This is a genomic window from Bradyrhizobium sp. LTSP849 (genome assembly GCF_000938255.1).
GTDB lineage: Bacteria > Pseudomonadota > Alphaproteobacteria > Rhizobiales > Xanthobacteraceae > Bradyrhizobium.
The window spans coordinates 69,699-96,598 of sequence record NZ_JYMR01000018.1; the positions used below are offsets into that span (position 1 = coordinate 69,699).

A 26,900-nucleotide genomic window follows, 5' to 3' on the forward strand; every position below is an offset into this window, starting at 1 on the left:
CGGATTGTTCTCATGAGTCAATACATCCTGCGCCGTCTGATGATCGCGATTCCGAGCCTGCTCGGGATTTCGCTCGTCCTGTTCGTCGTCCTGGCGCTCGCGCCTGGCGACCCGTTCAGCGAGCTCGCGACCAATCCGAACGTGCCGCCCGAAGTGCAACAGGCGCTTCGGGCCAAGTTCGGTCTCGACGATCCGATCTACCTTCGCTACCTGAGCTGGCTCTCCGCCATGGCGCGTGGCGATTGGGGCTTTTCCTTCGTCAGCCGGATGAACGTCGACACGCTGATCCTCCAGCGCCTGCCGGCCACGCTCTATGTGGTTGGCTCGTCGCAGTTGCTGGCCCTGTTGATCGCCATCCCGGTCGGTGTCTATGCAGCCACGAGGCCCTATTCGATCTTCGACCAGGTCGCCAACACCTTCGCCTTCATCGGCTTCTCGCTGCCGACCTTCTTCACCGGCATCCTGTTCATCCTGATCTTCTCGGTGAAGCTGGACTGGCTGCCCTTCGTCTACACCACCGACATCAAGGCGACCGGCATTCATTGGGTAATCGAGCAGGTGCGCCAGGCCATCATGCCGGTGATGGTGCTCGGCCTGTTCCAGGCGGCCTCGATGACCCGCTTCGTGCGCTCGGCGATGCTCGACGTGATCCGCCTCGACTATGTCACCACGGCGCGCGCCAAGGGGCTTGGCCAGCGTATCGTCATCATCAAGCACGTGATGCGCAATGCCATGATCCCGGTGGTGACGCTCGTCGCGCTGCAGATGCCGGCGGTGTTCGGCGGCGCCATCGTCACCGAGCAGATCTTCCGCATTCCCGGCATCGGATCGCTGCTGATTTCCTCAATCCTCGCCAACGACACGCCGGTCATCATGTCCGTGACCTTCGTGTTCGCGTGTCTCGTGGTGTTGTTCAACCTGATCGCAGATGTCCTTTATGGCTGGCTTGACCCTCGCATCTCCTTCCGCTGAGCGGCGGACCTACTCGCCTTGGCGGGAGACCTGGCGGCGCTACCGCCGGCATCGGCCGGCCGTGGTCAGCGCGTTCCTGCTGCTGATCCTTATTGCTGCCGTGTTGCTCGGTCCCTTCGTCTGGCGTGTTTCCATCAACGACATTGACGTCGTGGCGGGCATGCAGGGTCCCTCGCTCGCCCACCCGTTCGGCACCGACGATCTCGGTCAGGATATCCTTGCCCGCATGATCTATGGCGGCCGCATCTCGCTCGCCGTCGGCTTGGCGGCGATGCTGGTCTCGGTGCTGGTCGGCACGCTGATCGGCGCGGTCGCGGGCATGTCGCGTGGCGCACTTGGCCACGTCCTGATGTGGGTGACCGACCTGTTCCTGTCGCTGCCGCAGCTGCCGCTGCTGTTGCTGCTGATCTATCTCTTCCGTGACGGTCTCAAGGCCGCGTTCGGTCCCGAAGGCGGCATCTTCATCCTGATCGTGCTCGTGATCGGCGGGTTGCGCTGGATGCCGGTGGCGCGGCTGGTGCGCGCGCAGTTCCTGTCGATCCGCGAAAAGGAGTTCGTCGAAGCCGCGCGTGCGCTCGGCGCGAGCCAGGTGCGGCAGGTGGTGCGGCATATCCTGCCGAATGCGGTCGGTCCCGTGATCATCGCGGGCACCATCGACGTCGCCGCCGCCATCATTGCGGAGTCGACGCTGTCGTTTCTCGGCCTCGGCTTTCCGCCGGATACCCCGACCTGGGGGCGCATCCTTTATGACGCCAAGGATTTCCTCGACATCGGCCCGCACTGGGCGCTGTTCCCCGGCGCCGCCATCTTCATCGCGGTGGTCGCGATCAATTTCATCGGCGACGGCCTGCGCGACGCGCTCGATGCGCGAAAGGTGATCTGATGGTGCCCTTGCTCCAGATCAAGGGCCTGAAAACCCACTTCTCCACCGACGACGGCATTTTGCAGGCCGTCGACGGCGTCGACATCTCCATTAACCGGGGTGAGACGCTCTGCGTGGTCGGCGAATCCGGCTGCGGCAAGACCGTCACCGCGATGTCGATCCTGAAGCTGATCGCGATGCCGCCGGGCCGCATCGCGGCCGGCGAGATCATCTTCGAGGGCCGCGACCTGGTGCCACTGACGAGCAACCAGCTCGACGAGATCAGGGCCAAGGAAATCGGCTTCATCTTCCAGGAGCCGATGACCTCGCTCAATCCGGTGCTCACGATCGGCGAGCAGATCGCCGAGAGCCTGCGCCGCCATGAGAACGTCACCAGAAAGCAGGCGCTCGATCGCACCATCGAGATGCTGAAGCTGGTGCAGATCCCCAATGCCGAAGGTCGCGTGCACAACTATCCGCACCAATTCTCCGGCGGCATGCGCCAGCGCGTGATGATCGCGATGGCGCTCGCCTGCAAACCTAAGCTGATCATCGCCGACGAGCCCACCACCGCGCTCGACGTCACCATCCAGGCCCAGATCCTCGACCTGCTCCAGGACATGAAGGAGCGTTTCGGCATGGCGGTGATGCTGATCACCCATGCCATGGGTGTCGTGGCCGAAACCGCGCAGCGCGTCGTCGTCATGTATGCCGGCAAGGTGGTGGAGGAGGCTGATGTCGACGATCTCTTCGCCTCGCCCGGTCATCCCTATACTCAGGGCCTGATCCGCTCGATCCCGCGCATCGATCTCGACAGCGAGCACAAGACGCGGCTCGAGACGATCGGCGGTTCGGTGCCGATCCTGATCAATCCGCCGGTCGGTTGCCGCTTTGCGGCGCGCTGCCGCCACGCCATGAACATCTGCATCGAGAAGGAGCCGCTGTTGCGCGAGATCGCGCCCGGTCACCGCATGGCCTGTCATCTCGGAGACGTGCATGTGGGAGCCGCGTCATGAGCGAACCCTTGCTGCGCGTCTCCAACCTGAAGAAACATTTCCCGGTGCTCGGCGGATTGCTGTCGCGCCAGGTCGGCACCGTCTATGCGGTCGATGGCGTGTCGTTCTCGGTCAATCGCGGCGAGACGCTTGGCCTTGTCGGCGAATCCGGCTGCGGCAAGTCGACGACGGGACGTTGTGTGCTCCGTCTGATCGAGCCGACCGACGGCGAAGTCGAATTCGACGGCCAGGATGTGCGCCAGCTCAGCGGCAACGATCTGCGCGCGATGCGGCGGAACATGCAGCTCGTGTTCCAGGACCCCTTCGCCTCGCTCAATCCGCGCATGACGGTCGGGGCGATCCTCGGGGAAGCGCTCGTCATCCACAAGCTTGGCGCGTCGGCCAAAGAGCGTGAGGAACGGGTCGCGAGCTTGCTGGTCAAGGTCGGCCTCAAGGCCGAGCACATGCGCCGCTATCCGCATGAATTCTCCGGCGGCCAGCGCCAGCGCATCGTGATCGCGCGCGCTCTCGCGGTCGAGCCGAAACTGATCGTCTGCGACGAGCCGGTGTCCGCGCTCGACGTCTCGATCCAGGCGCAGGTCATCAACCTGCTGGAAGATCTCCAGGCCGAGCTGAATCTCACCTATCTCTTCGTCGCGCACGACCTCTCGGTGGTCGAGCATATCTCCGACCGCGTCGCGGTGATGTATCTGGGCCGGATCGTCGAGCTTGCGAAGGCGAACGATCTCTATCGCAATCCGCAGCATCCCTACACCAAGGCGCTGCTCTCCGCTGTGCCGGTGCCAGATCCCAAACTCAAGCGCAACCGCGTTCGTCTCAAAGGCGACGTGCCGAGCCCGATGAAGCCGCCATCAGGCTGCCACTTCCACACCCGCTGCCCGATCGCTCAGCCGCGCTGCGCGGAAGTCGCACCGGAGCTGAGGGAGGGGGCGGGCGGACACTTTGTCGCGTGTCATCTGGCCTGAGGCCGAACGCACTTTTATCCGTCGGAGAGCAGGCCGTGCTCCGAAAGAGCCTGTCTGAAAGCCTGCACTGACGTGTGGTGATGCGCGAACAGGCCCGCCTGCCGCGCGCCGGCGACATTTTCCGGAAGGTCGTCGACGAACAGGACCGTCTGCGGCGCAGTCCGTAGTTCCGACAGGCAAAGGCGATAGCAGCGCGGGTCCGGTTTCGCCGCCTTGAACTGCGCCGACGTATAAATTCGGGAGCCGAACAACGGACGCAATTCCGGCAGCAGCGCGTCGATATGATCGGCGACCAGCGTGGTGTTGTTGGTCAGGACGGCAACATCGACGGTTTCGCGCAGATGCCCGGCAATCTCCAGCATGGCGCGATCGGCCTTCATTGAACGGCGCCGCGCCTCCACCCATTCATCGAGCGACAGCGGATAGCTGATGCGTTCGCCAAAGCCCCGCAAATAGTCCGAGGCATCGAGCGCGCCGGAATCACCGAGAAACTCGAACCCGGCCTCCCAGATCGCCTTGTGGACGGCATCGCTGGTGGTCCCTGCAAGCTCCGCCAGGCATGCGACACGCTTTTCCCTGTCGTAGTCGCAGAGGACGTTGTCCATGTCGAAAAGCACAAGCTTGATCTGGTCGGTCACGGCAACACCTTGGCCCGGCCGAGACATCCGGCCACAACCCGGTTTCATATCCTGCCGCAACGCGGGCGACAAACCTGGGCAGGGCCGGTGGCTGCCATGCCTGGGTGATCGGCCTCACCCTTCCAGCGTGAAGCCGACGCGGAGCGTCACCTGGTAGTGGCGCACGGTGCCGTTGTCGATGTGGCCGCGCGTCTGCACCACCTCGAACCATTTCATCTCGCGAACGGACTTGGCGGCGCGGCTGACCGCATTCTTGATCGCATCCTCGATCGAATTCTCGGACGATCCGACCAGTTCCAGGATCTTGTAGACATGATCCTTCTCGGCTGTGGGCATGGTGGGCTCCATCGGTTGCGCTGCGGCGCACGCCGCCGCGTGGCCTCCCAACTGAACGAGCGCCAGCCTTTCCGGTTCCGTCATCTGCCGTGGCCCGCCTGCGCCAGCCACGTAATCACTCCAGCGCAGGTGCCGGACGCGCGCGAACTTACGCGGGCTCGCCGTGCAGGCGGACCGCCGCAGGCTTGGCGTCGCGCAGCAGGAGCCATAACAGCATCGCGAGCACGGCCATGAGCGCAAATCCGCCGACGGCCGGCATCGCATAGCGCTCCAGGCCGCTGGCGTCGGCGTTCTCCGCAGCCAGCCGCGCCGATTGCAGCAGCCCGTAGGCGTTGGCCAGCAGGATGAGCCCATAGATCGCGCCGCGTTCGCGCGGGCTCGCCAGGGTGGCAAGGTCGGGAAGCAGCAGCGCGAGGCCGATCCCCACGATCGGCAGGTCATAGTCATAGGCGTAGGGGCTGATCATCACGGAGGCGACCGCGACGACGCCGAGCGCGAAGCGGGGCGACGGTCCGCGCGCGACGGCGAGTGCGACAGCGACCAACGCGAGACCTGCCATTGCCATCTGCCCCCAGAACGCCCCGGCCGCGGGGACGCCGGCGTTGTACAGTGCTGCATATGCCGAGATCATCCGAAACAGCTGATACCGGCCCTCTTCCAGATAGCCTGCGGCTTCCCGGATGCTGCCGAGCCACGCGATCCAGATCTGCGGGCCAAAGACGAGCGTGCAGACAAGCGAGCTCCCGACCACCACTGCCGCGGCCGTCAGGACCGCCGGCCAGCGACGCGTCAACAGCATGTAGATGCCCGCCGCAATGGCCAAATGAGGTTTGATGACCATCATACCGAGCGCGATGCCGGCAAGCGCTGGACGCCGTTCCGCGTTGATGCAGACCAGCCCAATCAGCGCGCCCGTCAGCAAGCCGTTCTGGCCGCCGGCTATCGTGATCGCGATGGCCGGGAAGAAGACGACGAGCACTTGCGCAAAATTGTTTCCCGCAATAGTGCGAAGCGTCGCCAGATAGGCCGCGAGCGTGACCGTCGTGAAGAGAAAATAGGCGGCCCAGCCGGGTAGGAATGCGAAGGGCGCGAGAAGCAGGCCGAATTGCGGTGGGTAGGTCCAGGGCATGACACCGGTCGGGCCGCCGGCCGCCGCGATCTGCATCTTCAGGAACAACGAGAACTGGTAGGTCAGGTCGAGATCGCCAAGCCAGATCCGTTGCGCGACAATATGGAAGGCAGCAAAATCGGCGGTCTGGCTGCCGTACCAAAGTCCCCCTTCGAAGAACCGGAAGGCCTTGAAGACGAGCATGGCCACCAGCAGGGTGAGAATGACGCAGACATAGATCGTTCGCTTCCGCGGCGAGGTTTGAATCTGCTCCAGCGTTGCGGTGAGCATGAGAATGAAACGACCTGGCCTAACTTGACAGAGGATCGAAGAACGGAAAGCGCCGTCGCGCCTGGGGCCGAGCTTGCCCGCCTGAGGCTTAACGGACGGTAACGGGGCCTTCATGCATCCTGGAAACGTGGTGCCCCGGACCAGTGAGCCTAAGTGTTCATCTTAGGGCTTATCGTCGTTAACGAAATGCTGACGCAAATGATCGGGTATGCCTTGGCGGAAATCCGCGATTAAACTCTTGATTGTATCGGGTGAGGTGGACGAGGGCCGGCAGTCATGGGTTCGGCTCTGAGTCCCGGGAGAGTTCCGTGACGGTTGCCGTGAATCATTGCGATCGCCTGAACCAGACAGGCGGGTTGTCGTCCGCGGGCTCCGGCGTTCGCGTGTGGACCCGTCCCTCGACGGTAGCCGTGCTGCTCTGGTTGGTGCTGTTTGCGGCGGCGTTCGTCGCGATCCTGGCGCAGTGCGACTTCAGGCTGATCTTCACGCTGGACGATGCGTATATCCATCTCGCGGTTGCCGACCAAATTCTCGCCGGCGGATATGGTGTCAACGCTGGCGAATATTCATCGCCAAGCTCCTCGATCATCTGGCCGTATTTTCTCGCGCTGACCGAAGCGCTGCATCTTGGCGCATTCGGCCCGTTGCTGATCAACGGCACTGCTGCATGTGCGACGGTATTTGCTCTCCTGCGGGCCCTGGAAGAGACCGGGCTGTTCGATGACGCAAGCGACCGTCCGTTCGGCTATCTGATCGCACTGATCCTCATATTCAACGTCAGCGCCGTGGCGCTGCCCATGACCGGCATGGAACACAGCGTTCACGTGTGGGCGTCCATCGTAACCTTTGTCGGCCTCGTCGCGGCAGCTCGCGGACGCACGCCAACGCCGGTGCACTTTATCGCTCTGGTGCTGCTTCCCCTGATCCGGTTCGAAGGGGCCGCATTTGCCTGTGCGGCGATTGCGGGCTTCGCGCTGCTCGGCCAGCGGCGGTTTGCCGCCAGCGCCGCGCTCGTCATCATCATTGGCCTGTCTCGCTATTTTGCGCTGATGGCGTCGCGCGGCCTTCCGCTGCTGCCGAGTTCTGTGCTGCTGAAAGGCTATCTCGCGAATCTCGATGAGTCCGCGAGCAATTTGCCCGCAATTGTCCAAAACATGATGCGGAGCATAACGAGTTCCTATGGCCTGCGGCTCATTCTGCTCGGCCTTGCGCTTGCCGGCTGCGCCTCGTGGTTGCGCGCCGACCGCAAGGCGCTGGTCGTCTGTCTGACCGTTCTCGCAGCCATCGGCGCGCATCTGGTGTTCGGTCAATATGGCTGGTTCAACCGGTACGAGGTCTACATCATGGCGCTCGCGGCGGCCGCGTTGCTTTGGGGCGTCGCGCAGGTCAGACCGCGCCTGTCTGCGTTGCAATGGTCCCTCACGAAAGTCGCACTGGTCCTTGGGCTCGGCGTTGCTGCAATGCCTTACGCGACGACCGCGCTGGTCACGCCGATCGGTGCGAGCGATATCTACGAGCAGCAATACCAGATGGCTCGTTTCGCCCAATCGTTCTACAGGCGCGCGGTCGCGGTCAACGATCTCGGGCTGGTCGCCTATGGCAATAACAATTACGCACTGGATCTCTGGGGTCTTGGTTCGGAGCAGGTGCGGAAGGCAAGGACCGCGGGGCGGTATGGACCGGCGGAAATGGCAGCTCTTGCCAGCGATCACGGCGTCGGCCTGGCGATGATCTACGACGTCTGGTTTCCGAAAGGTGTGCCGTCAAGCTGGACCAAGGTCGCCGTGCTGCGAACGACGACCGTGACCCTGTCGCAACGAGACGTAGCCTTCTATCGCACGCCATTGGCCGACGCGGCGGAGGTGACTTCAGCGCTCGAGGCATTCAAGGCGACTATTCCGCCGCGGGACAGGCTGGACATCATCGTGCCGTAACCGCGTCGCATCGCTCTTGCCCGGTCGAAGAGGGGCGAGTTATCCTCGCCTCGTTTCCTGGCATGTACGATGTGCGGCGATGATCGACCGTTGGACGAGGAGCGCTTTGGTCGCGATCGGGTTGCTCGTAGCGACGGCGCCGGGCGTCGCGCAGGACGATCTCCAAGACAATCTCGATGCCGCGCCTGCCAGTATTTCCCTGCAAGTGACCACCGATCCGTCCACGATCGAATGCCGCAGGCTCGAGACGGTCAATCCCGCCTCGCTGATCTTCCTGCCGCTGCGCCGGACTTTTAACGAGGATTTCGACGAGCATCCGCTGGCGAGCGGACGCTGGGTGCCGCATTACGCGGGCGGTGCCGCATGGCCGGAAGCGCGCTATTGGGGCGGTGATGGCTCGGACTTCAAGCGCAAGACCGGTTCCAATGGTGAGCAGCAGATCTATGTCGATCCGCGTTATGCCGGCCGCGCCACGACGCCGCTCGGGCTCGATCCGTTCAGGGTAAAGGACGGCGTGCTGTCGATCGTCGCGAGCCGCACGCCGCCGGACCTGAAGCCCGTGCTGTTCAACAACGAATACATCTCGGGCATCCTGACCACGCAGGGCACTTTTTCGCAAAAGCACGGTTATTTCGAGATCCGCGCCAAGATCCCGGTCGGCCATGCGGTGTGGCCTGCGTTCTGGATGCTGGCGGATGACGGTGGCTGGCCGCCGGAGGTCGACGTGCTGGAAGGCCGCGGCGAGCGGCCGGGTGACATGGTGATGACGACGCATTGGCGGATTCCATCGACCCAGAAGATCCAGTCGTGCGGCTTCGATTTTGCGGTCAACGATGCGTCGGGCACATTCCACAATTACGGTGTGCTGTGGGAGGCGGATCGCCTGGTCTATTTCATCGACCGCAGGCCGGTCTCCGACATCAAGGTGCCGATCGGCTTCGACGATCCCATGTACATGATCGTCAATCTTGCGATCGGCTCGAAATTCTTTCTTGGCGTCGGTCCCGTCGATGCGGAGTCGCCGCCGACCGTCGCGTTCGAGATCGACCGGATTTCCGCCTATCAGATCGATATGGAACAAGCGCAGAGGTGACGATGTTGGCTTCCTTCTCGCGCCGCTCCCTTGCGAAGCTCGCAGGCCTTGCGGCGCTCGGCCTGACGACGCGCGTCGGCGCCGCCGGGACCGAGACGCCTGCGGCCGCGCCCTTCCCGAAGGATTTTCTGTGGGGCACGGCGACGTCGTCCTACCAGATCGAGGGTGCCGTCGATGAGGACGGTCGCGGCAAGTCGATCTGGGACACTTTCAGCCACACGCCAGGCAAGATCGAGGACGGCACCAATGGCGACCGCGCCAACGAGCATTACCATCGCTACAAGGACGACGTCCGGCTCATCAAGGATCTCGGCGTCAAGGCCTACCGCTTCTCGATCGCATGGCCGCGGGTGTTTCCGGAAGGCACAGGGCAGCCCAATCCGAAGGGGCTCGATTTCTACAACCGTCTCGTCGACGAGTTGCTCGCGAACGGAATCGAGCCTTATGCCACGCTCTATCATTGGGACCTGCCGCAGGTACTCCAGGATCGCGTCGGCGGCTGGCAATCGAGCGACACCTCAAAAGCCTTTGCCGATTACGCCGGCTATGTTGCCCAACGCCTGACCGATCGCGTCAAAAATGTCTTCACCGTGAACGAGGTCGGGCGGTTCCTGAATTTCGGCTATGGCTGGGGCATCGACGCGCCCGGCCTCAAGCTGCCGACGGCGCAGCTGAACCAGGCCCGTCATCACGTTGCGCTCGCGCACGGCCTCGCCGTGCAGGCGATCCGCGCCTCCGGCCGCGCCGGCACGCGGGTCGGCGCGGCCGAGAACATCGCGGCCTGCGTGCCGGCGATTGCGACGCCGGAGAACATCCGCGCCGCCGAGATCGCGACGCGCGAGCTCAATGCCGGCTTCCTCGGCGTCGTGCTGGAGGGCAAATACACCGACGGCTTCCTCGCTTATGCCGGCGCGGACGCCCCGAAGTTCACCGCGGAGGAGCTGAAGATCATCGGCGCGCCAAACGACTTCGTCGGGCTGAACATCTACGCGCCGCAATTCTACGTCACCGCCTCCGATCGAGCGCCGGGCTTCAACGTGCTGCCGTTCCCGACCTCGTTCCCGCACATGAATTCGGAATGGCTGCGGGTCGGCCCCGAGGTGATCTACTGGGCGCCGCGCATCGCCGCAAAAATCTGGAACATCGAGAACATCTATATCAGCGAGAACGGCACCTCGTCGGAAGACAAGCTCGCCGCCGACGGCCAGGTCTACGACCTCGACCGCATCATGTTCCTGCGCAACTACCTGACCCAGATGCAGCGCGCGATCGCCGATGGCGTGCCGATCCGCGGCTATTTCCTGTGGAGCCTGATGGATAATTTCGAATGGATTTTTGGTTATGGGAAACGTTTCGGGCTTTACCGGGTCGACTTCGAGACGCAGGCGAGGGTGCCGAAACTCAGCGCGGCGTTCTATCGTGACGTGATCGCGAGGAATGCGATTGGGGTGTGAGCGAGCGCTAAGTCCGGATCCTACGGATCCAGCTCCGTATCCCAATAGAGATAGTCCAGCCAGCTGTCGTGCAGATAGTTCGGCGGGAACAGGCGGCCGTTGCGGTGGAGCTGGTGCACGGTCGGCGCGAAGGCGTGCTGGCGCGGAAACATCTTGGCCTGCACCGGCGTCAGATTGCCTTTGCGCAAGTTACAGGGCGAGCACGCCGCGACCACGTTCTCCCAGGTGGTCTGGCCGCCTTTGCTGCGCGGGATGATGTGATCGAAGGTGAGGTCTTCGGGCGAGCCGCAATATTGGCAATTGAAACGATCGCGCAGGAAGACGTTGAATCGGGTGAAGGCGGGATGGGTGGTCGGCTTGACGAAGGATTTGAGCGAGACCACGCTCGGCAGCTGCATCTCCAGCGTGGGACTTCGCACCGCCTGATCGTAATGCGCGACGATGTTGACGCGATCGAGGAACACCGCCTTGATCGCGTCCTGCCACGACCAGAGAGACAGCGGGTAGTAACTCAGCGGCCGGAAGTCCGCATTCAGCACCAACACCGGCCAACTGCCTTGCGAGACATGTGCGTTCAAGTAACGCTCCCGGCCTCCATGTACGCTGCGAAGCAGCATGTATTGACATACTACATGCAGCGTGACGGGATTGTGAAGCCCGTTGAGCGACTTATTCAGGCGCAGGCAATGCGGCGGCGGGGTGGCAGAGCGCTCAAAAACGCCGCGATCTGGGGGATCCATGCGAGGTTGGCTCGCCGTGCTGCTCGTGGCCGTGCTCGCGGCGGCGTTTGTTGGCCCTGCTGCCGCCGACGATTATCCCACCCGCCCGATCACCATGATCGTGCCGTTCCCGGCGGGTGGCGCGACCGACACGCTGGCGCGGTTCCTCGGCGAACGCCTGAATGCGGCGCTGAAGCAGCCCGTCGTGATCGAGAATGTGGGCGGTGCCGCTGGCTCGCTCGGCGTCGGCCGCGCGGTGCGCGCGGCAGCCGATGGCTACACGCTGTCGATCGGAACATCGACCACGCACATGCTGACCGGTGGACTCTATGCGTTGCCGTTCGATCTGTTGCACGATCTTGACCCGGTGATCCTGATCGGCAGCGAGCCGCTTTTGATTGTCGGTCGCAAGGATCTGCCGGCCGATGATCTCAGACAATTGATCGCGTGGTTGAAGGCCAATCCGGACAAGGCATCAGTCGGCATCGCCGGCGTCGGCGCCACCGGCCATCTCGCCGGCGTCGCGCTTCAGAAGGAGACCGGCACGCAATTCCAGTTCGTGCCCTATCGCGGCAATGGGCCGGCGATGCAGGACCTCGTGGCCGGCCAGATCGACGCGATGATCGAGCCCGCCTCGAACTTCAGGGCGTTGGTCGGGGCCGGGAGCATCAAGACTTTCGCGGTGACGAGCAAGGCACGGTCGCCATCCTGGCCGAACGTTCCGACGGCCGACGAGGCAGGGCTGCCGGGCTACTCGGCATCGCTGTGGTACGGCCTCTGGGTGCCAAAGGGGACCTCGAAGGACATCATCGCACAGCTCAATGCCGCGATGGTGCAGATCCTGGCCAGCCCGCAGGTGAAGCAGCGTTTTGCCGAGCTCGGCATCCAGGTCTCGCCGCTTCATCAGCAATCGCCGGAAGCGCTGCGCGCGTACCAGAAGGAGGAAACGGAGCGCTGGTGGCCGATCATCAAGGCATCGGGGATCAAGGTCGAGTGACAGAAGCGACTACTCCCGCACCCGCTCCAGCTTCTGCAAGCACCGCGTGGCGCGCACCACGGCCGGCATCTCCTCGTCCCCGAAGCTGGCCTTCCAGTTGGTGACGCCGACCTCGCCGACATAGATGTCGCCCTTCGAATCCAGTGCGACGCCGTGCGGCGCCAGGAATTTGCCGCTCGCAACGCCCGGTCCGTCTTCGCCGCCGAGCCGCGCGATGCGCTTGCCTTGCGCATCAACGATCGACAGCCGCGGGCCGAGATTGGGCACCTTGCGGTTGATGTCGAGGCCGGGACCAAGCTCGCCGATGACGAAGGTCGGGCTCTTGCCGCCGCCACAGCAGCACAGCGCGCAGGGGCGGTGCAGGTTGTTCCACTGCGTCTCGTATTTGCCGTTACCGTCAAACACCTGCACGCGATGGTTCTCGCGGTCGGCGACGTAGACGAAGCCGTCGGCATCGGTGGCGATATTGTGCACGATGTTGAACTGGCCTGGATCGGTGCCGGGCTCGCCCCAGCTCTGCATCAGCTTGCCGCCCGGCGTGAACTTGTGCACGCGCGCATTGCCATAGCCGTCGGAGACGTAGATCTCGCCCTTCGGCGACAGCGCGGTATGGGTGCAGCGATGAAAGGGATCGCCGCTCATGAAAGGTGTGGGCTTCTCGGGGATGCCGATCGTCAGCAGCACCTTGCCGTCGATGGTGCATTTGCGCACGGTGTGGTCGCCGTCATCGGTGCAATAGAGATTGTCATCGGCATCGATGTGCAGCCCGTGCGCGCGGCTGAAGAGACCCTCGCCCCAGCTGCGCAAAAAATTGCCCTCGCGGTCCAGCACCACCATCGGATGGGCGCCGCGGTTGAAGACGTAGACACGGTCCTTGCTGTCGACGGCGACGGAGGCAACGTCGGTGAGCTGCCAGCCGTCTGGCAGCTTTGCGAAGTTTTCGACGACGCGATAGCGGTGCTCGCCGGTGCCGAGAATGGCTGGCATTGGTTCTTTCCTCTCGTTATTTCGGGGCGCGCTCCAAAATCCCTTCCTCGATCGCCTTGATCTGGAGCGCAAGATATTTCGAGTTGATCCGGCACTGCGCGAGGCTGCCGGCGATGAACCAGAGGCCCGGCTGCCCGGTACGCGCATACATGTTGCGCAGCTCAAGGCCGTCGCCAAAGCCCCAGACCGGACCGACGCGGTCGGCGATGCCGTCGCCAAACAGCTTTCGCACCAGATATTCCTGCGGCTTGTAGCCGGTCGAGAGCACGATGAGGTCGGCGGCGATGGTCGCGCCGTCCTTCATCCGCGCGCCGTCGGCGACGAAGCTTTCGATGTCGGAAAATTGCTTCAGCTTGATTGCGCCCTCGACGATGAGGTTGGAGCAGCCGACGTTGAAATAATAGCCGCCGCCGCGGGTGAGGTATTTGAACTGCCAGCCGGTGCCGGCCTCGCCGAAGTCGAGCTTGAAGCCGACGCGGCGCAGACCTTCGAGTAGCTCCTTGTCGAGCTCCTTCGACTGCTCGGTCAGCATCACATGCGTCTTCTTCGCGAGCGGCGTCGGCATCGAGGTCGCAATCAGATCGTTGTCCTCGAGCGTGCCTTCATTATAGGTCGCATAGGCCAGTTGCGCCGACGGCTCGATATTGGTGACCAGCGTCGGTGAGCGCTGCACCAGCGTCACCTCGGCGCCGCTGGAACAGAGATCCTGCGCGATGTCGTGGCCGCTATTGCCGGTGCCGATGACGATGGCGCGCTTGCCTTGCCAATTCTCGCCGTCCTCGTAGCGGCTCGAATGCAGCAGCGTGCCCTTGAACTTGTCGAGGGTCGGAATATCAGGCACGTTCGCGATGCCGCTGACGCCGGTCGCCATCACCACATGGCGCGGATGCATGGTGCGCTTGCTGCCGTCGGCGCGTCGCAGCGTGACAGTCCAGCGGCCCTTCGCGTCGTCGTAGACGCCGTCCTCGAACTCGGTGCCGGTCCAGAAATTCAGCTCCATCGCATCGACATAGGCCTCGAACCAGTTGGCGAGCTTGTCCTTGGGAATATAGGTCGGCCAGTTCGGCGGGAACGGCATGTAGGGCAAATGATTGACCTGCACCTGGTTATGTAGGGTCAGCGCATGATAGCGCTTGCGCCAATTGTCGCCGATCCGCGTCTCGCGATCGACGATCAGCGTATCGACCTTCAACTGCTTCAGCCGCGCCGCGATGGCGAGGCCCGCCTGACCGCCGCCGACCACCAGCACCGTGGGGTCGTGATCGGAATAGTCGCGCGATGCGTTGCGCAGGTCGAGCCAGTTCGGCCCGCGAAAGTCGCGCGAATAAGCCTGGCCGCGTGGTCGCGACGTGCCGAGCTGCTCCTCAAAGCCCTTCAACTCGTCGAGCGCGGTGAGCAGCGTCCACGCCTTCAGCCGATCGCCATCGGCGGTATCGGGTACGAGCCGCAGGATGCCGCTGCCGCGGCCGAGTGCGGTCTCGAAAGTGAAGATCGCCTCGATATTGTTGGTGCCGGCGCGGGTCACCCAGCGCGGCGGTGCGCGGTTCGGTGCGATCTTGAAATTAGCCGGCGCAGCCTTGGGTACGAGCGCGATGAGATCCCGCGCGACTGCATCGCGGCCGGCGATCGTTTGCAGGTTCCAGCTTAGTGCCAGCACATCGCGCCAGAAGCTATCGGCGAGGAACAACCCATTCAGCGCATCGCGATCGGGCCCGCCCAGAGCGCGCTCGAACGCGTCGAGCCAGTTTTGCGCGGATAGGGAAATATCCGTGGTCTTGTCGAGCATGCGCGACCTCATGGCCGTCTTCGCGGCGTTTCCTCTGAGGTCAAACGCTATACCGGTTCGTCGCGCGCCAAAAGCGCTTTACCCGAGCAGCGAGAGCATGTGGCCCTGCTCAGGCGGAATGCGCCCCTTCAGTGTGTCGAGATAGACCTGCCGCACCGCCTCCGGTCCGCGGCTCTCGACCACGGTGAGGCATCGCTCCAGCCGCGGTGCAAAGCCCGACCATGCCGCGCCAAAGCGCTGCTCGATGCCGCCCGGGCCCCATTCCTTGGCGCGCTTGCGGATCTGGTCCGGGGCGAAGAACCAGCGCGGTTTGGCGCCGGGCAATTCGCCTTCGTCGGCATCGGTGGCGCGATGTGTCAATCCGACGCGCACCGAGCATTTCATCTGGTCGCCAAAATGCCGGTGCAGATCGGCGCGCAGTGCGCTGTTGCCGGCCATATCGACAAACGCAACCGCCGCATCTGGCGGCAGCGACCGCGCGCGGTCATACGTGACGACCTCGTCATAGCAGCCAAGCGAGGTGACGAAGCCGGTATTACCTGCCGATGTCAGCCCGATCACCTTGCGCCCGCGCGCATGCAGGAGATGGGCGAGCCCGAACGCGGTCTTGCTCGACGCGCTCGATAGCAGCACGGTGCGCGCGCCAAAATCGTCGTTCTCGGCCAGGAAATCATCGACCAGGAACGACAGCATGAACAGCGGCCGCAGCAGCGCCTGATAGTCGCCCTGCCGTCCGGCATAGGCCGGATCGCCGCTGACACGTGCATAGGCGTTGTAGACCGGCGCCACGCCTTGCCGATGCGCAGCACCGTCGCGCAAGCCGCGCTTGCTGACGTCGGTCGCCTCGATCACGAGATGCGTCGCCATTGGGAAATAGCCGAACAGCCGTTCGCCCACGGCCACGTTCGGATGTTTTGAGGCGATCACCTCGCCAAAGCCCCATACCGGAATATTGCCAAACCCGTGTGGCGCTGGAAACAGCTGCCAGTATTTCAGCTCGTCGCCGAGCACGGCATAGGTGATGTTATTGGCGGTCAGCGCGAAGCGGTCGACCTTCACCAGCAGCGCATCCTGCGGCAGCGCGTCGCTATCAGGAAGCGTGGTCGCGATCGTCTTGCAGGTTTCGAAATCGTCTCGCGCGACGATGAAGTCGGTGGCTGTCATGGTTCGATCCCGGCTCCTGCCCGCGCCGGCATCTCATCCGTCACGCGCGCGTCGTTTGCAACAGCAACATAGTTTTAAACGTTGTTCGCCAGCTCTCACGTCGTGAGAACACCCTCGCGCTTCTTCACCGCGCGGTAATAGCTCCACCACAGATGCGCGGCCGCACCGCGCAGCGGCCGCCACGGCTCGGCGAGCGGCGCCATCTGCTTTTCCGTCGGTCGCGCCTGAAGGCCCAGGCCAATCTTGATGCCCTCCTGCACGGCGAGGTCGCCGGCCGGCCATGCGTCGCCATGACCGAGGCAGAACAGCAAATAGACGTCGGCCGTCCACGGCCCGATGCCGGGCAGCGCGATCAACGTGTGGTGGGCGGCATCGGCATCTTCCTCCGCCAGCACGTCGAGGTTTACGCGCTCCGCGATGATTTCGCGCGCGAGATGTTTCAACGTCTTGATCTTGGCCGCGGAAAGCCCGAGCCGCCCCAGCCGGTCGGTGCGGGCGCGCCGCACCGCCTCATGATCGAACGGATCGAAGGCGGTGGACAGCCGTCCCCAGATCGCGGCGGCGCTCGCGGTCGAAAGCTGTTGCCCGCAGACGATATGGGCGAGCCCCGTAAAGCCCGGCTCGCGCCGTCGCAACGCCGGCATGCCCGCGGTCTCGAGCACGGGTTTGAGCCGCGGATCGCGCTTGATCAGCGTGTGGACGGCCTCTTCGAGGTCGGACTGGGTCTCGAGGTGGATGGTCATTGCAATTCGGCAAACTCGTTCGGGCGTTATGGCCGAGCTTGTCCCGGCCATCCAACTGCGCGGGATGTTTAGCATGGGTGACAGTGTTCGTATCTGTCCACGGCCTTGACACGGTCGGCGTGTGACACTGAAGAACGTGGATGGCCGGGACATAGGCGAGCGGAAGCGACGCCGTCCCTTCGGACGGCTATGCCCGGCCATAACGAGATCTTGTCATATGCCGCCACCCGTTTTCCGATTTGCCCCGAGCCCGAACGGCTACTTGCATCTCGGCCACGCCTATTCCGCGCTGCTCAACTTTGACCGCGCGCGCGAAACCGGCGGCCGGCTATTGCTGCGCATTGAGGACATCGACGCCACGCGCTGCCGGCCGGAGTTCGAGGCCGCGATCTATGAGGATCTCGGCTGGCTCGGGATTGCCTGGGAGACGCCGGTGCGGCGGCAGTCGGAGCATCTCGCCGACTATCGCGCTGCGCTCGAAAAACTCTCCGCGCTGGGTCTCGTCTATCCCGCTTTCGAGAGCCGCGCCGAGATTGCAAAGCTTGTGGCTGTGCGCGAGGCCGATGGCCTTTGGCCGCGCGATCCCGATGGTGCGCCGCTCTATCCCGGGATTGCGAAATCGCTGTCCGCTGACGAGCGCGCGCGGCTGATCGAGTCCGGCGTGCCTTACGCGCTCCGGTTCGACATGGCGGCCGCCTGCCAGCGTGTTTCTCGCCTGACCTGGAACGAGCTCGGCGAGGGTCCCGAGGGCGAGCGCGGCCTTGTTCAGGCGCGGCCTGAGGCATGGGGCGACGTGATCCTGGCCCGGAAGGAGACGCCAACGAGCTACCATCTCTCCGTGGTGGTCGACGACGCGCTCCAGGAGGTCAGCGAGGTGGTGCGGGGTCAGGACCTGTTTCATGCCACTTCGGTCCACCGCCTGCTGCAAGTCCTGCTCGGTCTGCCCGCGCCTGCCTATCGCCACCACGCCCTGATTCGCGACGGCGAGGGGCGGAAGCTGTCGAAATCAACCGGCTCGACAGGCCTGCGGGAGTTGCGCGCGGCCGGCGCCTCGCCCGCCGGTATCCGTGGGTTGGTGGGATTAGGTTAAGTTTCTCTGGGGGTTAGCCAAACACCGCCGTGACTCCAGGTGTTCCTCCGTGCCATGCTTGCCTGACGGCCCGGGGTTCGAAGGGAAGACTTCGAAGGGGATTTATGGCGGCGAAAGCGCGCACTACGCGGACGTCCAGGCGACCGCCTCGGAAGCGGTCCGGGGCGGCCGGCAAGGTGCGCAAGCGCAGCACCAAGGCGGTCGCGCCGGACGTGGTCCAGGCGGCGCTCGCCGCCTTTGCCCATGAGGTTCGCACCCCCCTGACTGGAATTCTCGCGATCAGCGACCTGCTCTCGACCTCCGATCTCGGTGAGCGGGAACGGCGCTGGGCTGACACCATCAAAGCTGGCGCCGAACATCTGGCGAACCTTGCCACCCTGTTCGTCGACGCCGCCAAAACCGGCAGGGGTGCCGGGAAGGGCGGAAGCTCGCTGCGGCAAGATCTGTTCGACTTGCGGGCGCTCGCCCGCAGCACCGGCGATTCCCTCGCCGGGCGCGCCGCGGCCAAGGGCCTCCAGGCCGAGGTCGAGATCTCCGAAAAGCTCGCCGGCCTCGTGGTCGGCGATCCCGTCCGCCTGCGCGCTGCGCTCGAGAACCTGATCGACAATGCCGTGAAATTCACCGACCAGGGCGGCGTGGCGATCTCGGCCGCGCCCTGGCACCCCGCCAAAGGCAAGGGAAGCGGCAAGGCCAAGGCCACAGTAAAGGACAAGGCGAAGGACAAGCGCAAAGTCGGCGTTGCCTTCGCGATATCCGACAGCGGCATCGGCCTGACCATGGCCGAGATCAAGCGGCTGTTCCGTCCCTTCACCCAGGCCAATGTCACCATTGCCTCGCGTTTCGGCGGCGCCGGCTTGGGGCTGTCCTCGGTGAAGCAACTCGCGCGCGCGATGGGTGGCGACATCTCGGTCGCGCCGCGGCGGGGCGGCGGCGCCACGTTCACGCTGACGGTCTCTCTCGATGCCGCGGGACCGGCGAAGTCCCGCAAATCGGGCGGCAGCGAGACGGATGCGCTGGCGGCGCTACGCGTGCTCAGCGTCGAGGACAATCCGTTCGGTCGCGTCGTGCTCAACACCATTTTGACCGAGCTCGGCCATCATGCCGAATTCATCGGGCGCGGCGAGGACGCGGTGAACCGGCTCGCGAAAGGCGCGTTCGACGCGGTGCTGATGGACATGGTCTTGCCGGGCATCGACGGCGTCGAGGCGATCAGGCAAATCCGCAATATGCAGACGCCGCTCGCTCAAATCCCCATCATCGGGGTGTCTGGCCGCGGAGAGGACGAAGCGGCGTCGCGCGAAGCCGGTGCCGACGCCTTCCTGGTCAAGCCTGTGTCTCCGCGGGCTTTAGCGACTGCGCTGCTTGAAGCGAGACGCCGTGAGGAAGCCGCGACTTGATGATCGCGGCGTTGAGCTCGCCCCCGTAAACGAAGATCGCGGCGATGAAATACAAAAATACCAGCGCGATGATCACCGAGGCCAGTCCCGCATACATCGTCACGTAATTGTTGGCGAAGCGCGCCAGGTACTGGCCAAATACGATGCCGGAGATCAGCGACGCTACGATGGTGAAGACGATGCCGGGCAGGATCTGGAGGAAACCGCGGCGTCCCGCCGGCAGCCAAGTGTGCAGGATGATCAGCGCCACCACCAGCGCGCCGATGGTGATGCCGTAGCGCAGCCAGGTGAGGATGCTTTCGTTGGACTCGACGACCAGCGGAATATGACGGCGTGTCGCCGCGATGATCAGAGGTCCTAGCACGATCAGGAACGCCATGGCGAGCGCGGTGAAGGCGGCGACCAGGGTGTAGCCGATCGATTCCAGCCGCAGCCAGTACCAGCGCCGCATCTCCACCACCGCATAGGCGCGGTTGAGCGCCACCCGCAGCGCCTCGACGCCATTGGAGGCGAAGTAGACTGACAGCACCGCGCCGATGGTCAGCACGCCGGTGCGGGTGGTGGTGAGCACGTCGTGGATTTCGCCGGAGAGCGAATCGGCGACCTGTCTCGGCCAAACCTCGAGCATGAGGCTTGCCGCCTGATCGGCGAGCTCCTTGGAACCGAAGAAGCCGGCGAGCGAGGTCAGCACGATCAGGAACGGGAACAGCGCCATCAGCGTCGACAATGCGATATGGCTCGCGATCGCCCAGCCGTCGTCGGCCAGGAACGTGTAGAAGGCGTCCATCACGACGATGTAGATGGTGCGGATTACTTTCACAGCGCGACCTAGACCGCTGCTCATGCTCCCTCTCCCCGCCTGCGGGGAGAGGCGAAGAAGGCCGGCAACTGATGCAAATCAGAAATCATCAAGCTAGCTTCTGATATTATTGGCCTGAAAGCCAGATCGCGAACGCGATGGCGGACCGGCGCACACGGTGTTATCTACCGCCCATGGCATCCCTTTTGAGTACCTTCATCCTGCCGGTGGCAGCCGGCGCCGTGGCGATCGTGCTGGTGCTCGGTCTCGTCAACATGATGCGCGGCGGTTCGCCCAACACATCGCAGAAGCTGATGCGCTGGCGTGTGCTGCTTCAGTTCGTGGCGATCGTGATCGCGATGCTCGCGGTCTGGGCGATGGGGCGTTAGGGCATGATCCGGAAAAGTGCGAAGCGGTTTTCCGATAAGATCATGCCCAAAGATTAACGAGGCGAATATGGTCGTGCTCAACCGCATCTATACGAAAACCGGTGACGATGGCACGACGGCGCTCGGCTCCGGCGAACGCCGTCCGAAATATGATCTGCGCATCGAGGCCTATGGCACGGTCGACGAGACCAATGCCGCGATCGGCGTGGTGCGCCTCCACACCAAGGAGGCGCCAGAGCTCGATGCGATGCTCGGCCGCATCCAGAACGATTTGTTCGATCTCGGCGCCGATCTCGCGGTGCCCGAGCGTGAGGGCAAAGCGGAACGGCTGCGGGTGGTCGCAAGCCAGGTCGAGCGGCTCGAGCGCGACATCGACGCGCTCAACGACGAGCTCGCGCCGCTAACCTCCTTCGTGCTGCCGGGCGGTACGTCGGCGGCGGCCCACCTCCATGTCGCGCGTACAATTTGCCGCAGGGCGGAACGGGTGATGGTGGAACTGGCGGCCCAGCCCGGCGAGCCCGTCGGCGCGGCTGGTATCCAGTATATGAACCGCCTGTCAGACTTCCTGTTCGTGGCAAGCCGCGCGGCTAACCATAATGGCGCGGGCGACGTGCTCTGGGTTCCGGGCCAGAATCGCTGACCCATTGAGATCAGCATTTCAGGGGGCTAAAATTAGGCCCCTTCTCGCGTTGACCGGGCCGGATCAGGCCTTTAGGTTCCGCGCCAGTTGATAACCCCCCTCCTAAATTGAGTGAAAGAGGATCGATGAAGGTCTTGGTACCGGTAAAGCGGGTGGTCGATTACAACGTCAAGGTCCGCGTCAAGAGCGATGGATCGGGGGTTGAACTCGCCAACGTCAAAATGTCCATGAACCCGTTCGACGAAATCGCGGTCGAGGAAGCGCTGCGCCTGAAGGAAGCCGGCAAGGCCACCGAGGTCGTGGTGGTCTCCATCGGACCGGCGCAGGCGTCGGAGACGATCCGCACCGGTCTCGCCATGGGCGCCGACCGCGGCATCCTGGTGAAGGCCGACGGCATCGTCGAGCCGCTCGCTGTCGCCAAGATCCTGAAGAAGATCGCTGAAGAAGAGCAGCCCGGCCTGATCATTCTCGGCAAGCAGGCGATCGACGACGACAGCAATCAGACCGGCCAGATGCTGGCTGCGTTGCTCGGCTGGTCGCAGGCGACGTTTGCTTCCAAGCTCGAGGTCGATGGGTCTGACTTCAAGGTCACCCGCGAAGTCGACGGCGGCTTGCAGACCGTGAAGCTGAAGGGACCGGCGATCGTCACCACCGATCTGCGTCTCAACGAGCCGCGCTATGCGTCGCTGCCCAACATCATGAAGGCCAAGAAGAAGCCGATCGCGGACAAGACCGTCGCCGACTATGGCGTCGACGTCACCGCGCGCCTCGAAGTTCTGAAGACGACGGAGCCCGCGGGCCGCAAGGCTGGCGTCAAGGTCAAGGACGTCGCCGAGCTGGTGTCGAAGCTCAAGAACGAAGCCGGAGTGCTCTGATGACGACGCTTTTGATTGCAGAACACGAGCACGAAGTCCTCAAGGACTCCACCAACAAGGCGCTCACCGCAGCGTCCCAGCTCGGCGGCGACGTTCACGTGCTGGTCGCCGGTGGCGGGCAGGGCACCAAGGCTGCGGCCGATGCGGCCTCAAAGCTTGCTGGCGTCGCCAAGGTGCTGGTCGCCGAGGGCGAGGCTTACGCGCACGATCTCGCCGAGCCGCTGGCCGCGCTGATCGTTTCGCTGGCCCCGTCCTACGATGCGATCGTCGCGCCCGCGACCTCCCGCTTCAAGAACGTGATGCCGCGCGTCGCAGCTCTGCTCGACGTCATGCAGGTCTCGGAGATCATCAAGGTCGTCGCCCCCGACACCTATGAGCGTCCGATCTATGCCGGCAACGCCATCCAGACGGTGAAGTCGAAGGACGCCAAGAAGGTCATCACGGTCCGCACCTCGACCTTCGCGGCGGCCGCCGACGGCGGCAGCGCGCCGGTCGAGAGCGTGGCGGCTGCGGCCGATCCGGGCCTGTCGTCCTTCGTCGGCGAGGAAGTCGCCAAGAGCGACCGTCCCGAGCTGACCTCGGCGAAGATCATCGTCTCCGGTGGCCGCGCCATGCAGAGCCGCGAGAACTTTGCCAAATACATCGAGCCGCTCGCCGACAAGCTCGGCGCCGGTGTCGGTGCCTCGCGTGCGGCGGTCGACGCCGGCTATGCGCCAAACGACTGGCAGGTCGGCCAGACCGGCAAGGTGGTGGCCCCCGAGCTCTATGTCGCGATCGGCATTTCCGGCGCGATCCAGCATCTGGCCGGCATGAAGGACTCCAAGGTGATCGTCGCGATCAACAAGGACGAGGACGCGCCGATCTTCCAGGTCGCCGATTACGGCCTGGTCGCCGACCTCTACCAGGCGGTTCCTGAGCTGACCGACGCACTCGCCAAGCTTGGCAAGTAAAAACGCGTAAAAACACCGGCCGGAGTGCTACACTCCGGCCGGTGTTTCTTTTTCGAGGCGTTTTCTTTGGCGTGGGGCACGCCGGGGAAGCGATCCAATCTAGGTTTCGAGCCAGGATTCTGATTAAATCAGACTTCTGATTAAATCAGACCTCCCGGCTCAGGGGATTAGGCAGGCGCGAGATGCGCGCCGTTCCGGTGGATGACATTATGGCGGCAGTGATCAAGAAGGTCGGCGTGATCGGCGCGGGGCAGATGGGCAGTGGCATCGCGCATGTCGCGGCGCTGGCCGGCTTCGACGTGGTGCTCAACGATATCTCGGGCGATCGCCTCAAGTCGGGCATGGCCACCATCAACGGCAATCTGGCGCGCCAGGTCTCGAAGAAGGCCGTCGGCGAGGATGAAAAGGCCAAGGCGATCGGGCGCATCAAGCTCGCCGAAAAGCTCGACGACCTCGCGGACTGCGATCTCGTGATCGAGACCGCGGTCGAGAAGGAAGAAGTCAAGCGCAAGATCTTTCACGAGCTCTGCGCGGTGTTGAAGCCGGAGGCGATCGTCGCCTCCGATACGTCCTCGATCTCGATCACGCGGCTTGCCGCGGCGACCGACCGGCCCGAGCGCTTCATCGGCATTCATTTCATGAATCCGGTGCCGCTAATGGAGCTGGTCGAGCTGATCCGCGGCATCGCCACCGACGATTCGACCTTCGAGGCGTCCAAGGAATTCGTCGCCAAGCTCGGCAAGCAGGTCGCGGTCTCCGAGGATTTCCCGGCCTTCATCGTCAACCGCATCCTGCTGCCGATGATCAACGAGGCGATCTACACGCTGTATGAAGGCGTCGGCAACGTCGAGGCGATCGACGCGGCGATGAAGCTCGGCGCGCACCACCCGATGGGCCCGCTGGAGCTCGCCGATTTCATCGGCCTCGATACCTGCCTGTCGATCATGCAGGTGCTGCATGAGGGTTTGGCCGACTCCAAATATCGCCCGTGCCCGCTGTTGGTGAAATATGTCGAAGCCGGCTGGCTCGGCCGCAAGACCCAGCGCGGCTTCTACGACTACCGCGGCGCCAAGCCGGTTCCGACAAGGTAAGGCGATCTCGGTGCCGTAGGGTGGGCAAAGGCGCAAAGCGCCGTGCCCACCACCTCTCCATTCATGCGAGGGAATTGGTGGGCACGCTTCGCTTTGCCCACCCTACGGCACTGTGACAATTCATGTCGCGTTAACCCACTCCGCCTAGGCTGCCTCCGGTACGAGGGTTTGCGTAATGGACACGATGGCGATGGTCAGCTCCATGCTGGCCTCTCAGCAAGGCGCGCTACAGTCGAATGTCGCGGCGATGCTGATGAAGCAGAACGCGGACGCGGAGAAATCCGCCGTCCTGACGCTGCTGGGCGCCGGTCAGCCCTCGCTCGCCAATGTCGGCGCGGGCGTCGGCGGCAATCTCAATATCGCCGCCTAACTTAAAATGACGCCGCAGCCGGGCCCAGCGTCGCCCGGATCAGCTTGAGCGCATCGTCGCTCGCCCACTCTGCCGGTCCCGCGATCGTCGCGATCTCACAGCCTTGCGGATCGACCAGCACCGAGGTCGGCATCCCCAGTGCTCGGCCTATCGCCTTAAGATCCTGAAAAACCTTGGCTTTCTGGTCATTGAAATAGCCGAGCCGGGTCAGGCTCGCCTCTTTCAGGAAGTTTTTCGGCTTCTCGGGGTCGCGGGTGTCGATATTGATCGCCACCACCTCGAAATTCGGGCCCGAAAGCTTCCCCTGAAGCTCGTCCAGCGCCGGCATCTCTTTTCGACAGGGCACGCACCAGGTGGCCCAGAGGTTCACCAGCAGCGTCTTGCCGCGGAAATCGGACAGCTTCTTCGGCTTGCCGTCGGCGTCCTCGAAGGCGAGGTCGGGTAGCTTCAAGGGGGCGCTCGCCATGGTCAGCGCCGCCACCTCGCCACGGGCGAGGGGGGCGATCCTCGAGGCGGTCGCAACCGCCGCGCGGCAGGCCGGATCGCCGGCAGGGGCCCGGCTCAGGCCCAGCCCGTACAGCGCGGCGAAGCCGGCCAGCCCTCCGATCGCCACGGTGGCGATGACGAGGGGGATCCGGCGCGTGGCGGAGGGCTTGGGGTCGAGCATATCGTTTGTCATCCGGTCGCAGATATGGCTATCAGGGGCCTCTTAATACGGCTGGCTGCGGCCAGCAAACGTGCGGCAAGGCAAGGCGCGAGCAGGGGATCATGAGCAACAAGATGTGGGGCGGCCGGTTCTCGGAACGTCCCGATGAGATCATGGAAGAGATCAACGTCTCCATCGACGTCGATCGTCACCTCTTTGCCCAGGACATTGCCGCATCCAAGGCCCACGCCGCGATGCTGGCCACGCAGGGCATCATCACGGCCTCTGATGCGAAAAATATCGGCAAGGGTCTAGACACGATTTTGTCAGAGATCGGCAACGGCAGCTTCACGTTCAAGCGCGCGCTCGAAGATATCCATATGAACGTCGAGAGCCGCCTGTCGGAGCTGATCGGCCCCGCCGCCGGCCGCCTGCACACCGCGCGCTCGCGCAACGACCAGGTCGCGACCGATTTCCGTCTCTATGTCCGCGACGTTCTCGATGAGACCGACGCCGCGCTCGCCGCGTTCCAGGCGGCGCTGGTCAATCGCGCGCTCGAACATGCAGCGACCGTGATGCCCGGCTTCACGCATCTCCAGACCGCGCAGCCCGTGACCTTCGGCCATCATCTGCTCGCCTATGTCGAGATGGCCGCGCGCGACCGTGGCCGTTTCCAGGACGCGCGCAAGCGGCTGAACGAATCTCCGCTCGGCGCCGCCGCGCTCGCCGGCACCTCGTTCCCGATCGATCGTCACGCCACAGCAAAAGCGTTGGGCTTTGATCGTCCGATGGCGAATTCGCTCGATGCCGTCTCCGACCGCGATTTCGTGCTGGAGACGTTGTCGGCGGCCTCGATCTGCGCCGTGCACATGTCGCGCTTTGCCGAGGAGATCGTGATCTGGACCTCGCCGCTGGTCGGCATGATCCGGCTGAGCGACAAGTTCACCACGGGCTCCTCGATCATGCCGCAGAAGCGCAACCCGGATGCCGCCGAGCTGGTGCGCGCCAAGACCGGCCGCGTCATCGGCGCGCTCAACGGTCTCCTGATCGTGATGAAGGGCCTGCCGCTCGCCTATCAAAAGGACATGCAGGAGGACAAGCAGGGCGCGATGGAGGGCTTTGCCGCGCTGTCGCTGGCGATCCGCGCCATGACCGGCATGGTCCGCGACCTCGAACCGGATGAGGCCAAGATGAAGGCCGCCGCGGGTGAGGGCTACGCCACCGCGACCGATCTTGCCGACTGGCTGGTGCGGACGCTGAAGATGCCGTTCCGCGACGCCCATCACGTCACCGGCCGCATCGTCGCCAAGGCCGCCGAGGGCGGCGTGGCGCTGCACGAGTTGCCGCTCAAGGAGATGCAGGCAATCGAGCCGAAGATCACCAAGGACGTGCTCGGCGTGCTCTCGGTCGAATCGTCGGTGAAGAGCCGCACCAGCTTTGGCGGCACCGCGCCGAAGAACGTGGCGAGCCAGGCCAAGGCCTGGGCGAAGCGGCTGGAAAAAGAGCGAAAATTGGGCTGAGGGCAAAATTTCACTTATGTTTCATGGTCATCCGGCTCTCGCCAGAGTGCGCCAATCTCTGTATGGTG

The 26,900-nt window shown here is 64.0% G+C and carries 27 protein-coding genes; 17 read left to right on the top strand and 10 right to left on the bottom strand.

The window, feature by feature from the left end:
* Positions 1 to 12 precede the first annotated feature (12 nt).
* From UB31_RS13820 to UB31_RS13835, 4 genes are read left to right on the top strand one after another with little or no spacing between them, the layout of a single operon-like run.
* Complete coding sequence (locus UB31_RS13820; protein ID WP_045005410.1) at positions 13 to 972, top strand: ABC transporter permease; 960 nt, start codon at positions 13 to 15, stop codon at positions 970 to 972.
* A complete protein-coding gene (locus tag UB31_RS13825) occupies positions 938 to 1,855 on the top strand; it encodes an ABC transporter permease (RefSeq protein WP_045005408.1) in 918 nt (305 codons plus the stop codon). The genes UB31_RS13820 and UB31_RS13825 overlap by 35 nt, the downstream gene beginning before the upstream one ends.
* Complete coding sequence (locus UB31_RS13830) at positions 1,855 to 2,850, top strand: ABC transporter ATP-binding protein (protein WP_045005406.1); 996 nt, start codon at positions 1,855 to 1,857, stop codon at positions 2,848 to 2,850. The genes UB31_RS13825 and UB31_RS13830 overlap by 1 nt, the downstream gene beginning before the upstream one ends.
* A complete protein-coding gene (locus tag UB31_RS13835) occupies positions 2,847 to 3,815 on the top strand; it encodes an ABC transporter ATP-binding protein (protein ID WP_045005404.1) in 969 nt (322 codons plus the stop codon). The genes UB31_RS13830 and UB31_RS13835 overlap by 4 nt, the downstream gene beginning before the upstream one ends.
* A gap of 14 nt (positions 3,816 to 3,829) precedes the next feature.
* On the opposite strand, the gene UB31_RS13840 is transcribed toward UB31_RS13835, so the two are convergent.
* The 3 genes from UB31_RS13840 to UB31_RS13850 form a co-directional block, all read right to left on the bottom strand.
* On the bottom strand, positions 3,830 to 4,480 hold the full coding sequence (locus UB31_RS13840; RefSeq protein WP_050044777.1) for an HAD family hydrolase: 651 nt from the start codon (positions 4,478 to 4,480) through the stop codon (positions 3,830 to 3,832).
* An 87-nt stretch (positions 4,481 to 4,567) separates the two neighbouring features.
* The gene (locus UB31_RS13845) at positions 4,568 to 4,789 is read right to left on the bottom strand and encodes a dodecin (RefSeq protein ID WP_045005777.1); all 222 of its coding nucleotides are present in this window, start codon (positions 4,787 to 4,789) and stop codon (positions 4,568 to 4,570) included.
* 148 nt (positions 4,790 to 4,937) lie between these two features.
* Positions 4,938 to 6,188, bottom strand: coding sequence for a glycosyltransferase family 87 protein (locus UB31_RS13850; RefSeq protein WP_045011221.1), 1,251 nt, complete (start codon positions 6,186 to 6,188; stop codon positions 4,938 to 4,940).
* A 308-nt stretch (positions 6,189 to 6,496) separates the two neighbouring features.
* Between UB31_RS13850 and UB31_RS13855 the strand changes: the two genes are divergently transcribed.
* The 3 genes from UB31_RS13855 (at position 6,497) to UB31_RS13865 (ending at position 10,669) form a co-directional block, all read left to right on the top strand.
* On the top strand, positions 6,497 to 8,122 hold the full coding sequence (locus UB31_RS13855) for a DUF8728 domain-containing protein (protein WP_245305989.1): 1,626 nt from the start codon (positions 6,497 to 6,499) through the stop codon (positions 8,120 to 8,122).
* A gap of 79 nt (positions 8,123 to 8,201) precedes the next feature.
* Positions 8,202 to 9,215 (top strand): glycoside hydrolase family 16 protein, encoded by a 1,014-nt coding sequence (locus UB31_RS13860; RefSeq protein WP_045011223.1) that lies wholly within the window; start codon positions 8,202 to 8,204, stop codon positions 9,213 to 9,215.
* A gap of 2 nt (positions 9,216 to 9,217) precedes the next feature.
* Positions 9,218 to 10,669: a GH1 family beta-glucosidase gene (locus tag UB31_RS13865; protein ID WP_045011224.1), complete on the top strand. Its 1,452-nt coding sequence runs from the start codon at positions 9,218 to 9,220 to the stop codon at positions 10,667 to 10,669.
* A 20-nt stretch (positions 10,670 to 10,689) separates the two neighbouring features.
* Here the strand turns inward: UB31_RS13865 and UB31_RS13870 are convergent, their stop codons facing one another.
* Complete coding sequence (locus UB31_RS13870) at positions 10,690 to 11,247, bottom strand: HNH endonuclease (RefSeq protein WP_045005774.1); 558 nt, start codon at positions 11,245 to 11,247, stop codon at positions 10,690 to 10,692.
* Between the two features lie 160 nt (positions 11,248 to 11,407).
* Between UB31_RS13870 and UB31_RS13875 the strand changes: the two genes are divergently transcribed.
* Positions 11,408 to 12,385 (top strand): Bug family tripartite tricarboxylate transporter substrate binding protein, encoded by a 978-nt coding sequence (locus UB31_RS13875; protein WP_045011225.1) that lies wholly within the window; start codon positions 11,408 to 11,410, stop codon positions 12,383 to 12,385.
* 9 nt (positions 12,386 to 12,394) lie between these two features.
* Here UB31_RS13875 and UB31_RS13880 read toward each other — a convergent pair whose 3' ends face one another.
* From UB31_RS13880 to UB31_RS13895, 4 genes are all read right to left on the bottom strand, one after another.
* Positions 12,395 to 13,372: a peptidyl-alpha-hydroxyglycine alpha-amidating lyase family protein gene (locus UB31_RS13880; RefSeq protein WP_045011226.1), complete on the bottom strand. Its 978-nt coding sequence runs from the start codon at positions 13,370 to 13,372 to the stop codon at positions 12,395 to 12,397.
* A 16-nt stretch (positions 13,373 to 13,388) separates the two neighbouring features.
* Positions 13,389 to 15,158 (bottom strand): flavin-containing monooxygenase, encoded by a 1,770-nt coding sequence (locus tag UB31_RS13885; RefSeq protein WP_045011227.1) that lies wholly within the window; start codon positions 15,156 to 15,158, stop codon positions 13,389 to 13,391.
* Between the two features lie 78 nt (positions 15,159 to 15,236).
* On the bottom strand, positions 15,237 to 16,322 hold the full coding sequence (locus UB31_RS13890) for a DUF2855 family protein (RefSeq protein ID WP_045011228.1): 1,086 nt from the start codon (positions 16,320 to 16,322) through the stop codon (positions 15,237 to 15,239).
* A gap of 95 nt (positions 16,323 to 16,417) precedes the next feature.
* A complete protein-coding gene (locus tag UB31_RS13895; protein WP_045011229.1) occupies positions 16,418 to 17,065 on the bottom strand; it encodes a DNA-3-methyladenine glycosylase family protein in 648 nt (215 codons plus the stop codon).
* A gap of 217 nt (positions 17,066 to 17,282) precedes the next feature.
* Between UB31_RS13895 and gluQRS the strand changes: the two genes are divergently transcribed.
* Both gluQRS and UB31_RS13905 read left to right on the top strand, forming a co-directional pair.
* Positions 17,283 to 18,155: a tRNA glutamyl-Q(34) synthetase GluQRS gene (gene gluQRS / locus UB31_RS13900; protein WP_045011230.1), complete on the top strand. Its 873-nt coding sequence runs from the start codon at positions 17,283 to 17,285 to the stop codon at positions 18,153 to 18,155.
* Between the two features lie 104 nt (positions 18,156 to 18,259).
* On the top strand, positions 18,260 to 19,552 hold the full coding sequence (locus UB31_RS13905) for an ATP-binding protein (RefSeq protein ID WP_045011231.1): 1,293 nt from the start codon (positions 18,260 to 18,262) through the stop codon (positions 19,550 to 19,552).
* On the opposite strand, the gene UB31_RS13910 is transcribed toward UB31_RS13905, so the two are convergent.
* Positions 19,479 to 20,396: a YihY/virulence factor BrkB family protein gene (locus UB31_RS13910; RefSeq protein WP_502691255.1), complete on the bottom strand. Its 918-nt coding sequence runs from the start codon at positions 20,394 to 20,396 to the stop codon at positions 19,479 to 19,481. The two genes, UB31_RS13905 and UB31_RS13910, sit on opposite strands and share 74 nt — an antisense overlap.
* A 149-nt stretch (positions 20,397 to 20,545) precedes the next feature.
* On the opposite strand from UB31_RS13910, the gene UB31_RS13915 reads away from it, so the two are divergent.
* The 6 genes from UB31_RS13915 to UB31_RS13940 all read left to right on the top strand — a co-directional run bounded on the left by UB31_RS13915 (position 20,546) and on the right by UB31_RS13940 (position 24,666).
* Positions 20,546 to 20,740 (top strand): twin transmembrane helix small protein, encoded by a 195-nt coding sequence (locus tag UB31_RS13915; protein WP_045005383.1) that lies wholly within the window; start codon positions 20,546 to 20,548, stop codon positions 20,738 to 20,740.
* Between the two features lie 67 nt (positions 20,741 to 20,807).
* Entirely contained in the window at positions 20,808 to 21,380 is a 573-nt protein-coding gene (locus tag UB31_RS13920) for a cob(I)yrinic acid a,c-diamide adenosyltransferase (RefSeq protein WP_045011232.1), read from the top strand.
* Positions 21,381 to 21,505: 125 nt separating this feature from the next.
* The gene (locus UB31_RS13925) at positions 21,506 to 22,255 is read left to right on the top strand and encodes an electron transfer flavoprotein subunit beta/FixA family protein (protein WP_045011233.1); all 750 of its coding nucleotides are present in this window, start codon (positions 21,506 to 21,508) and stop codon (positions 22,253 to 22,255) included.
* Positions 22,255 to 23,205, top strand: coding sequence for an electron transfer flavoprotein subunit alpha/FixB family protein (locus UB31_RS13930; RefSeq protein ID WP_045011234.1), 951 nt, complete (start codon positions 22,255 to 22,257; stop codon positions 23,203 to 23,205). Before UB31_RS13925 ends, UB31_RS13930 begins: the two co-directional genes overlap by 1 nt.
* Before the next feature lie 209 nt (positions 23,206 to 23,414).
* Positions 23,415 to 24,296: a 3-hydroxybutyryl-CoA dehydrogenase gene (locus UB31_RS13935; RefSeq protein ID WP_045005771.1), complete on the top strand. Its 882-nt coding sequence runs from the start codon at positions 23,415 to 23,417 to the stop codon at positions 24,294 to 24,296.
* 175 nt (positions 24,297 to 24,471) lie between these two features.
* Positions 24,472 to 24,666 carry a hypothetical protein gene (locus UB31_RS13940; RefSeq protein ID WP_045011235.1) on the top strand — a complete coding sequence of 65 codons (195 nt, stop codon included), beginning with the start codon at positions 24,472 to 24,474 and terminating at the stop codon, positions 24,664 to 24,666.
* Between the two features lies 1 nt (position 24,667).
* Here UB31_RS13940 and tlpA read toward each other — a convergent pair whose 3' ends face one another.
* Entirely contained in the window at positions 24,668 to 25,333 is a 666-nt protein-coding gene (gene tlpA / locus UB31_RS13945; RefSeq protein ID WP_045005375.1) for a thiol:disulfide interchange protein TlpA, read from the bottom strand.
* Positions 25,334 to 25,434: 101 nt separating this feature from the next.
* On the opposite strand from tlpA, the gene argH reads away from it, so the two are divergent.
* Positions 25,435 to 26,832, top strand: coding sequence for an argininosuccinate lyase (gene argH / locus UB31_RS13950; protein ID WP_045005373.1), 1,398 nt, complete (start codon positions 25,435 to 25,437; stop codon positions 26,830 to 26,832).
* Positions 26,833 to 26,900: the final 68 nt, after the last annotated feature.

What these genes read in the sequence shown, in the direction of transcription:
- UB31_RS13935 (WP_045005771.1), top strand. Translation starts at nt 23,415, where the DNA reads ATGGCGGCAGTGATCAAGAAGGTCGGCGTGATCGGCGCGGGGCAGATG.
- UB31_RS13850 (WP_045011221.1), bottom strand. Translation starts at nt 6,188, where the DNA reads ATGCTCACCGCAACGCTGGAGCAGATTCAAACCTCGCCGCGGAAGCGA.
- UB31_RS13905 (WP_045011231.1), top strand. Translation starts at nt 18,260, where the DNA reads ATGGCGGCGAAAGCGCGCACTACGCGGACGTCCAGGCGACCGCCTCGG.
- tlpA (WP_045005375.1), bottom strand. Translation starts at nt 25,333, where the DNA reads ATGCTCGACCCCAAGCCCTCCGCCACGCGCCGGATCCCCCTCGTCATC.
- UB31_RS13890 (WP_045011228.1), bottom strand. Translation starts at nt 16,322, where the DNA reads ATGACAGCCACCGACTTCATCGTCGCGCGAGACGATTTCGAAACCTGC.
- UB31_RS13875 (WP_045011225.1), top strand. Translation starts at nt 11,408, where the DNA reads ATGCGAGGTTGGCTCGCCGTGCTGCTCGTGGCCGTGCTCGCGGCGGCG.
- UB31_RS13860 (WP_045011223.1), top strand. Translation starts at nt 8,202, where the DNA reads ATGATCGACCGTTGGACGAGGAGCGCTTTGGTCGCGATCGGGTTGCTC.
- UB31_RS13940 (WP_045011235.1), top strand. Translation starts at nt 24,472, where the DNA reads ATGGACACGATGGCGATGGTCAGCTCCATGCTGGCCTCTCAGCAAGGC.
- UB31_RS13880 (WP_045011226.1), bottom strand. Translation starts at nt 13,372, where the DNA reads ATGCCAGCCATTCTCGGCACCGGCGAGCACCGCTATCGCGTCGTCGAA.
- UB31_RS13915 (WP_045005383.1), top strand. Translation starts at nt 20,546, where the DNA reads ATGGCATCCCTTTTGAGTACCTTCATCCTGCCGGTGGCAGCCGGCGCC.
- UB31_RS13830 (WP_045005406.1), top strand. Translation starts at nt 1,855, where the DNA reads ATGGTGCCCTTGCTCCAGATCAAGGGCCTGAAAACCCACTTCTCCACC.
- UB31_RS13895 (WP_045011229.1), bottom strand. Translation starts at nt 17,065, where the DNA reads ATGACCATCCACCTCGAGACCCAGTCCGACCTCGAAGAGGCCGTCCAC.
- argH (WP_045005373.1), top strand. Translation starts at nt 25,435, where the DNA reads ATGAGCAACAAGATGTGGGGCGGCCGGTTCTCGGAACGTCCCGATGAG.
- UB31_RS13920 (WP_045011232.1), top strand. Translation starts at nt 20,808, where the DNA reads ATGGTCGTGCTCAACCGCATCTATACGAAAACCGGTGACGATGGCACG.
- gluQRS (WP_045011230.1), top strand. Translation starts at nt 17,283, where the DNA reads ATGCCGCCACCCGTTTTCCGATTTGCCCCGAGCCCGAACGGCTACTTG.
- UB31_RS13840 (WP_050044777.1), bottom strand. Translation starts at nt 4,480, where the DNA reads ATGTCTCGGCCGGGCCAAGGTGTTGCCGTGACCGACCAGATCAAGCTT.
- UB31_RS13865 (WP_045011224.1), top strand. Translation starts at nt 9,218, where the DNA reads ATGTTGGCTTCCTTCTCGCGCCGCTCCCTTGCGAAGCTCGCAGGCCTT.
- UB31_RS13925 (WP_045011233.1), top strand. Translation starts at nt 21,506, where the DNA reads ATGAAGGTCTTGGTACCGGTAAAGCGGGTGGTCGATTACAACGTCAAG.
- UB31_RS13845 (WP_045005777.1), bottom strand. Translation starts at nt 4,789, where the DNA reads ATGCCCACAGCCGAGAAGGATCATGTCTACAAGATCCTGGAACTGGTC.
- UB31_RS13820 (WP_045005410.1), top strand. Translation starts at nt 13, where the DNA reads ATGAGTCAATACATCCTGCGCCGTCTGATGATCGCGATTCCGAGCCTG.
- UB31_RS13930 (WP_045011234.1), top strand. Translation starts at nt 22,255, where the DNA reads ATGACGACGCTTTTGATTGCAGAACACGAGCACGAAGTCCTCAAGGAC.
- UB31_RS13885 (WP_045011227.1), bottom strand. Translation starts at nt 15,158, where the DNA reads ATGCTCGACAAGACCACGGATATTTCCCTATCCGCGCAAAACTGGCTC.
- UB31_RS13835 (WP_045005404.1), top strand. Translation starts at nt 2,847, where the DNA reads ATGAGCGAACCCTTGCTGCGCGTCTCCAACCTGAAGAAACATTTCCCG.
- UB31_RS13825 (WP_045005408.1), top strand. Translation starts at nt 938, where the DNA reads ATGGCTGGCTTGACCCTCGCATCTCCTTCCGCTGAGCGGCGGACCTAC.
- UB31_RS13910 (WP_502691255.1), bottom strand. Translation starts at nt 20,396, where the DNA reads ATGAGCAGCGGTCTAGGTCGCGCTGTGAAAGTAATCCGCACCATCTAC.